General features: G+C 38.8%; 8 protein-coding genes. All 8 read left to right on the plus strand.

The features are described 5' to 3' along the window. Nucleotides 1–8 precede the first annotated feature (8 nt). The 8 genes from argB to R2S57_RS25765 all read left to right on the plus strand — a co-directional run bounded on the left by argB (nt 9) and on the right by R2S57_RS25765 (nt 7,398). Nucleotides 9–839 (plus strand): acetylglutamate kinase, encoded by an 831-nt coding sequence (gene argB, locus R2S57_RS25730; protein ID WP_316847793.1) that lies wholly within the window; start codon nt 9–11, stop codon nt 837–839. 339 nt (nt 840–1,178) lie between these two features. Beyond that, nucleotides 1,179–1,988: a pyrroline-5-carboxylate reductase gene (gene proC, locus R2S57_RS25735; protein WP_316847794.1), complete on the plus strand. Its 810-nt coding sequence runs from the start codon at nt 1,179–1,181 to the stop codon at nt 1,986–1,988. Nucleotides 1,989–2,084: 96 nt separating this feature from the next. Then, nucleotides 2,085–3,155 carry a M20 family metallo-hydrolase gene (locus R2S57_RS25740; RefSeq protein ID WP_316847795.1) on the plus strand — a complete coding sequence of 357 codons (1,071 nt, stop codon included), beginning with the start codon at nt 2,085–2,087 and terminating at the stop codon, nt 3,153–3,155. A gap of 22 nt (nt 3,156–3,177) precedes the next feature. Beyond that, nucleotides 3,178–3,741 (plus strand): hypothetical protein, encoded by a 564-nt coding sequence (locus R2S57_RS25745; RefSeq protein WP_316847796.1) that lies wholly within the window; start codon nt 3,178–3,180, stop codon nt 3,739–3,741. Between the two features lie 419 nt (nt 3,742–4,160). Beyond that, nucleotides 4,161–5,492 carry an argininosuccinate lyase gene (gene argH, locus R2S57_RS25750; protein ID WP_316847797.1) on the plus strand — a complete coding sequence of 444 codons (1,332 nt, stop codon included), beginning with the start codon at nt 4,161–4,163 and terminating at the stop codon, nt 5,490–5,492. Between the two features lie 21 nt (nt 5,493–5,513). After that, entirely contained in the window at nt 5,514–5,702 is a 189-nt protein-coding gene (locus R2S57_RS25755; RefSeq protein WP_184465490.1) for a hypothetical protein, read from the plus strand. After that, nucleotides 5,702–6,034, plus strand: a complete 333-nt coding sequence (locus tag R2S57_RS25760; protein ID WP_316847798.1) for a type II toxin-antitoxin system RelE/ParE family toxin — start codon at nt 5,702–5,704, stop codon at nt 6,032–6,034. Before R2S57_RS25755 ends, R2S57_RS25760 begins: the two co-directional genes overlap by 1 nt. A gap of 110 nt (nt 6,035–6,144) precedes the next feature. After that, nucleotides 6,145–7,398, plus strand: coding sequence for a pyridoxal phosphate-dependent aminotransferase (locus R2S57_RS25765; RefSeq protein ID WP_316847799.1), 1,254 nt, complete (start codon nt 6,145–6,147; stop codon nt 7,396–7,398). Nucleotides 7,399–7,633: the final 235 nt, after the last annotated feature.

Raw genomic sequence — 7,633 nt, forward strand, 5'->3', positions numbered from 1 at the left:
AATAAAATATGAAACAACTCACTATCATAAAAATCGGCGGAAACGTAATCGATAATTCAGAAAACCTGCATCAGTTTTTGCTTGACTTTACTGCATTGCCTGGAGATAAAATTCTGGTTCATGGCGGCGGTAAAATTGCAACCGAGCTTGGTGAATCGTTAGGCATCGAAGCAAAAATGGTTGAAGGAAGAAGAATTACCGATATCGAAACACTGCGTATTGTTACGATGGTGTATGCCGGTTTGATCAATAAAAATATGGTTGCCCAACTGCAAGCCAAAGGTAGTAACGCTATCGGTTTAAGCGGAGCTGACGGTAATGTGATCAAAGCAAAAAAACGGCCGGTTAGTGCCAAAACTTACGGTGCTGAAGGTGGACCAATGGCAGGAGCCGTAATTGATTATGGATTTGTAGGCGACTTGGACGAAAATTCAGTTTCTTCAACAACTTTAGATAGTTTGCTGAAAGCCGGATTGGTTCCGGTTTTATGTGCCATTACACACGACGGCGCTACACAACTTTTAAATACCAATGCCGATACCATTGCATCTTCTGTTGCGGTGGCCATGTCTGCTATATATGAAACACGTTTGGTATATTGCTTTGAGAAAAAAGGTGTACTTAAAGATGTGAACGATGATGAATCTGTTGTCAGGGAGATCAAAGCTGATGAATTTGAAAGTTTAAAAGCAGATGGAACGGTGCAGGGTGGGATGATCCCCAAATTACACACCGCTTTTGAAGCCATTAAAAAAGGAGTTTCGGCAGTATACATCGGTAAAGCCGACGAACTTTCTGAACTTGCAGAAGGAACTTTTGGAACCAAGATGCTGAAATAAAGGTGGAGGGTAGAAAGGCGGAAGGTATTAGCGAGGTGCCTAGAAATATTTTTTAAGCCTATTAACCATTAAGGCACGAAGCACACAAAGAATTATTAACCTAATACCCTTGTGAAATAGTAGTGAGGAATTTTGCACTGGCATGAAAAACAAACCGATTAACTACTGCTTTGGCAAACTAAACCTGATAGTAGTGAAAAGCACCCGATTTTTCATCGGGACTTGTAACGGATAGCAGGACTGAACATCAATAGCATTACTGAAATTGCTTTTCAATAAAAATATAAATCTGTGTAATCAAATCATCTGTGTAATCAACCCGCAGGAAAAATAGTAATCATGAAAAAAATAGCCATAATTGGGAGCGGAAACATCGGTTTATCTTTAGCAAAAGGTTTGGTGAAGGCCAACTTTGCTCAGGCAGCCGACATTACGCTTACCCGAAGAAATATCGACCACTTAAAATCTTTTGCAGAAGCTGGTTTTAACATCAGCAACAACAATAAACAAACCGTTGAAAATGCGGATGTTGTGATTTTAGCTGTTCTACCGCAACAATTGAATACGGTTCTTGATGAAATTAACGCTTCGATAGATGCTACGAAACATTTGGTTATTTCGGTAATTTCGGGGGTAAGCTGCGCTGCGGTTAGAGAAAAATTGGGTGAAAACGTTGAAGTGATCCGTGTAATGCCGAATACGGCAATTGCCATCGGACAATCTATGACCTGTATGGCGAGCGATAACGCATCGGCTGAAAATATTGCAGACGTGACCAAAATGTTTGAAACAGTTGGCTCGGTTGTAAAGATAAATGAAGACTTAATGACTTCTGCAACAGCATTATGCGCTTGTGGGATCGCGTTTTTCTTAAGGGCAATCAGAGCGGCATCGCAAGGTGGCGTCGAAATTGGTTTCCATGCCGATGAGGCTTTGAAAATGGCCGTTCAAACCGCAAAAGGAGCAGCCGATTTACTTTTATTGCATGGAACACACCCAGAATCAGAAATAGATAAGGTAACTTCGCCGAAAGGTTGTACCATTGCCGGCTTAAACGAAATGGAGCATAATGGTTTTAGTTCTTCATTAATAAAAGGTATTAAACTTTCAGCTTTAAAAGCAGGGAATTTATACACGAAAGAAAGCTAAAAGTCCAAAAGAACGAAGCTGAAAGCAAAATAAAAGGTTGGCAATGTTATTCTAGATCTAATTTGTCTGGATACGTGATACCAACAACTTGATACTATGTTACTAGAAAATATACAAAAAGAAAGTCTGGATTTATTGCGGCAGTTAATTCGCATCCAGTCTTTTAGTAAAGAGGAAGACCGAACTGCGAATTTAATCGCTCAGTTTTTGGAAGAGAGAGGCATTAAAACCCAACGTAAGATGAACAATGTTTGGGCCTATAACAAACATTTTGATGCGAGTAAACCAACGCTATTGCTGAACTCGCACCATGATACGGTTAAGCCAAATTCTGGTTATACACGCGATCCGTACGACGCTGCAATTGAAGGTGATAAACTTTTTGGTTTAGGCAGTAATGATGCAGGAGGATGTTTGGTTTCGCTGATTGGGACATTTTTATATTATTACGAACAAGAGGATTTAAAATATAACATCTGTTTGGCTGCAACTGCTGAAGAAGAAATTTCTGGCAATAATGGTTTAGAGCTTGTTCTGCCAGATTTAGGTGAACTTGAATTCGGAATCGTTGGCGAGCCAACCGAAATGAATTTGGCCATTGCCGAACGTGGTTTGTTGGTGTTAGATTGCGTATCTCACGGTAAAGCTGGTCATGCCGCCCGCGAAGAAGGAGAGAATGCCATTTACAAAGCTTTAAAAGACATTGAATGGTTTAGAAATTATCAGTTCCCAAAAGTATCGGATGTTTTCGGTCCGTTGAAAATGACGGTTACCATTATTAATGCAGGTTCGCAGCACAATGTTGTGCCGGCAAATTGTACTTTCACAGTTGATGTTCGGGTTACAGATGCTTATACCAATGAAGAGGTTTTAGAAATTATCAGGGCAAATGTTGATTGTGATGTTACGCCACGTTCTATTCGTTTAAAACCATCATCAATTGATAAAAACCACCCGGTTGTTCAAGCTGGTGTTGCACTTGGAAGAACAACCTATGGCTCACCAACTACGTCCGATCAGGCTTTGTTAGATATTCCCTCAGTAAAATGTGGCCCTGGTTTTTCTGGTCGCTCGCATATGGCTGACGAATTTTTATACGTGCGTGAGGTTGCAGAAGGTGTAGCAGGATACGTAAACATGCTGAAACCCGTAATCAACGGTAAATAATTTTATAACACATCAAATATTCATGAAAAAAACGCTCCTCATTTTATCTCTGTTTTTATTCTTTAAAACTGCAGAAGCCCAGGATTCAAGTGTCGAAAAATCAGTTTTTGGTGCTCAGGTTGGGTTTTTGGGTGTATGGGTACATAATGAGTTAAGATTATCGAACCAGATTGCCTTAAGAGCTGAACTTGGTTTTGATAGCGGAATATGGGGCGGTTCTTTTTATGATAAAACAGGTTATGTTTTTACACCGGTAATTACTGCCGAACCGAGATGGTATTTTAATTTGAATAAAAGGAAATCAAAATCGAAGAGAATTGATGGCAATAGCGGCAATTTCCTTTCGTTAAAAACAAGTTATCATCCTGATTGGTTTGTGATTTCAAATTACGAAAATATCAGTATCATAAGTGATTTATCGATTGTGCCCACCTGGGGAATGAGGCGGAACATTGGTAAACATATTAATTATGAAACCGGTATTGGTTTAGGTTACAGAAGGATTTTTGCAAAAAGTGCTGGTTACCTAAAGGATGAAAATGATTTGGCATTAAACCTACATTTGCGGATAGGTTATCGCTTTTAAAATGACAAAAATGGCGTTCCAGATCTGAAGCGCCATTTTTGTTATTATGCTTTTAATTAATTCTCTTCGCCGCCATCAAAAGCCCTTGCTTCTAAGTGTTTTTCCATATTCAAGCGGTTTATCCCGTTACTCCACCAATCGTATGAAAACGCGATGCTATCGGCCGTTGCGCCAATTGGGTAGTTGCGGCTTAATGTATATTGGTTTTTCTGATCGGCATCTTTAAATGTCCTTCAACCGGTCCGCTGGCACGAAAATAAGCTTTTAACCAAGAATTATGGGGCGCCAAATGAAATTGAGTTTATTGACCTTTATATGTGAGTTATAGGCTAATCTCATTCCTAATTCTAATCTATTTATTGTACTTTTGCGGGTATTTCAACTGCCTTTGTGCAGGTATAAAAACAGCAATCATAAGAATGAAAATCTGGCAAAAAAATATAGATGTAAATCAGTTTGTAGAAAGTTTTACAGTTGGTAAAGACCGTGAATTGGATTTGCAAATGGCAAAATTTGATGTATTGGGCTCTTTGGCGCATACTCAAATGTTGGAAACCATTAATTTGCTAACCGCCGAAGAATTGAAAACAGTTCAGCAAGAATTGAAAAATATTTATGCAGAAATTGAAGCTGGTAATTTTACCATCGAAAACAGTGTGGAAGATGTGCACTCGCAGGTAGAGTGGCTGCTTACCCAGCGTATTGGAGAAGCAGGTAAAAAGATCCACAGTGGGAGATCACGTAATGATCAGGTGTTGGTTGATTTGAAATTGTTCTTCAGGGCCTGTATCGAAGATATGGTGAATCAAACTTCAACCTTATTTAACCAATTAATTGAGCTGAGCAATACGCACAAAGATAAATTGATGCCGGGTTATACGCATTTGCAGATTGCTATGCCATCTTCTTTTGGTTTATGGTTTGGTGCTTATGCAGAGAGCCTTGCCGACGATATGGAACTGATGTTGGCTGCCTGGAAAATCTGCAATAAAAACCCATTGGGTTCTGCAGCAGGTTATGGTTCTTCATTTCCATTAAACAGAACTTTAACAACTGAATTATTGGGTTTTGAAAGCTTAAATTATAATGTGGTTTATGCGCAGATGGGTAGAGGTAAAACGGAAAGAATTTTAGCACAGGCGATGTCGGCAGTGGCTGCTACCTTAGCTAAAATGGCGATGGATGTATGTTTGTTCATCAATCAGAATTTTGGTTTTATTAGTTTTCCGGCAGAACTCACTACAGGTTCGAGCATTATGCCGCACAAGAAAAATCCTGATGTTTTTGAATTGATCCGCTCACGTTGCAATAAAATCCAGGCTTTGCCAAACGAAATTGCCATGATGATTACCAATTTGCCATCGGGTTATCACCGTGATTTACAATTGCTAAAAGAAAATCTTTTCCCAGCGATTACCTCCCTGAACGAATGTTTAGAGATCGCCACTTTTATGTTTCAGAACATCACGATAAAGAATGATATTTTGAAAGATAAAAAATATGACTACCTGTTTAGCGTTGAAGTAGTGAACGATCTGGCTTTACAAGGTGTTCCGTTTAGAGAGGCTTATAAAATTGTTGGTGAGCAGATAGAAAATAGTACTTTTGCACCTTCTGGCCAAATACATCATACACACGAGGGAAGCATAGGCAACCTTTGTAACGCACAAATTTCTGCAGCAATGCAGGATGTTCTGTCGCAATTTGGCTTCGGAAAAGTGAATAAAGCGATTGAAGATTTGGTTAAATAAAAATTTGCTAATTTTGTAATTATGACAACTTTAACGATAGAAATTAAGGATAAAGATGCAGGGTTCGTAAAAGAGTTCCTTAGCAAGATTGGGGCTAAAGTTAAGGTAGAACCAACTAGTCAAATTACCTCCGAAATTGTTCAGGCTTTAAAAGAAATTAAGGAAATGCAGCAAGGAAAACGGAAGCCCTTAAGCTTAAAAGATATTTAATGGCTAATGAGGTTATTTATTCAGATGTTTTCATCAAAAAGGCCAAAGTATATAAAAAGAAATATCTTTCTTTAGTCGATGATCTCTACGAATTAGAAGAAAAACTTCTAGAAAATCCACAGCAAGGCAATGATCTTGGTGCAGGTTTATACAAAATTAGACTTGCTGTAAAAAGCAAAGGAAAGGGTAAAAGTGGAGGATTTAGGATAATAACATATTTAGTTTCAAGTACTCCAGATGGTACAATTATCAATATGTTGACCCTTTACGATAAATCAGAAGAAAGTAGTATTGATAAAAGAGAACTTCAAAAAATAATTAAAGCATTATAAATCGGAAGAATAGCATTCAATATATAAATATAAAACGATCATGATTTTCCACAATGGAGTAACCGCTAAGTCATGATAGCTTTATCACCATAGAAACAAAATATAAACAGATGAAAGTTTCAGTATTAGCCAGTTCATTAATTGGCTCAGAAATTATAAAAATTGGTAACGAGGTTAACGAAATGAAGCGCAAAGGTGCTTCAATCGCCAACTTAACCATAGGTGATTTTGATGCAAATATTTACCCAATCCCAACTGAATTAAAAGCTGGAATTGTTGATGCTTATAATGCCAATCAAACCAATTATCCACCTGCTGATGGTGTTTTGCCTTTGCGCGAAACGGTTTCAGAATTATTAAAAGAAAGATTTGGTTTAGAGTACAACACCAATAGCATTTTAGTTTCCGGTGGATCCCGTCCTCTGATCTACGCTACTTATCTGGCTTTGATCGATCCGGGTAATACTGTGGTTTTTCCTGCGCCATCCTGGAACAACAACCACTATTCGCATTTAACTTCGGCAAAAACAATTGCTGTAGAAACAGATGCTGCACATAATTTTATGCCGACAGCTGCACAGTTAAAACCGCATTTAAAAGGTGCAACGTTATTGGCTTTGTGTTCACCTCTAAATCCGACGGGAACGATGTTTGATGCAGATTCATTAGCGGAAATCTGTGATGCCGTTTTAGAAGAAAACGCCTCACGTGGAGCTGACGAAAAGCCACTTTACATGATGTATGATCAGATTTATTCGCTTTTAACTTTTGGAAAAGAGCATGTAAATCCGGTTTCTTTACGTCCGGAAATGAGACCATTTACCATTTTTGTGGATGGCAGTTCGAAGTGTTTGGCGGCAACTGGCGTACGTGTTGGGTGGGGGTTCGGTCCTGAAGACATTATCAATAGAATGAAAGCCTTGGTTGGCCATATGGGTGCCTGGGCACCAAAAGCAGAGCAGGTAGCCATGTCGAACTATTTTAATGATAAGGCACAGGTTGATGCGTTTTTAACCAGCTTTAAAGGCAAAATCCAGGATAGCTTAAACGCACTTTACAATGGCTTTAACGAATTAAAAGCGGAAGGTTTTAGTGTTGATGCCGTTGAGCCAATGGGCGCTATTTATTTAACCATTAAAATCGATTACATCGGAAAAACAACTGAAGATGGTCAGCTTTTAAAAGACAGTGCCGATGTAAATTTCTATCTGATCAAAGAAGCCGGGGCAGCATTGGTTCCGTTCTCTGCTTTCGGAAATGAAGATAGCATGCCATGGTTCAGGGCGTCAGTTGGTGCTTGTACCTTGCAGGATATTAAAGACATGTTGCCAAGAATTAAAACGGCTTTGAGTAAGTTGAAATAATCATTTATAGCTTATAGAGCAATAATAGCTTTTTTGGAAAGCAATTGTGGTGCTAATCGGTTATTATGGTCCTGCTTTTTGGTACAAGTCCCGATGAAAAATCGGGAGCTTTTCCCGTCAATCAGGTTTATTTGACTTAATGTTGTGTTTGTCGGTTTCAGTAAAATGTATAAAAACCCTCTTCAAAATTAATTGCAGAGGGTTTTTCTTGATTTGATCGTCATTTCGAGCGGAC

The organism is Pedobacter psychrodurus (assembly GCF_032678585.1).
Lineage (GTDB): Bacteria > Bacteroidota > Bacteroidia > Sphingobacteriales > Sphingobacteriaceae > Pedobacter > Pedobacter psychrodurus_A.

What these genes read in the sequence shown, in the direction of transcription:
- argB (WP_316847793.1), top strand. Translation starts at nt 9, where the DNA reads ATGAAACAACTCACTATCATAAAAATCGGCGGAAACGTAATCGATAAT.
- proC (WP_316847794.1), top strand. Translation starts at nt 1,179, where the DNA reads ATGAAAAAAATAGCCATAATTGGGAGCGGAAACATCGGTTTATCTTTA.
- R2S57_RS25740 (WP_316847795.1), top strand. Translation starts at nt 2,085, where the DNA reads ATGTTACTAGAAAATATACAAAAAGAAAGTCTGGATTTATTGCGGCAG.
- R2S57_RS25745 (WP_316847796.1), top strand. Translation starts at nt 3,178, where the DNA reads ATGAAAAAAACGCTCCTCATTTTATCTCTGTTTTTATTCTTTAAAACT.
- argH (WP_316847797.1), top strand. Translation starts at nt 4,161, where the DNA reads ATGAAAATCTGGCAAAAAAATATAGATGTAAATCAGTTTGTAGAAAGT.
- R2S57_RS25755 (WP_184465490.1), top strand. Translation starts at nt 5,514, where the DNA reads ATGACAACTTTAACGATAGAAATTAAGGATAAAGATGCAGGGTTCGTA.
- R2S57_RS25760 (WP_316847798.1), top strand. Translation starts at nt 5,702, where the DNA reads ATGGCTAATGAGGTTATTTATTCAGATGTTTTCATCAAAAAGGCCAAA.
- R2S57_RS25765 (WP_316847799.1), top strand. Translation starts at nt 6,145, where the DNA reads ATGAAAGTTTCAGTATTAGCCAGTTCATTAATTGGCTCAGAAATTATA.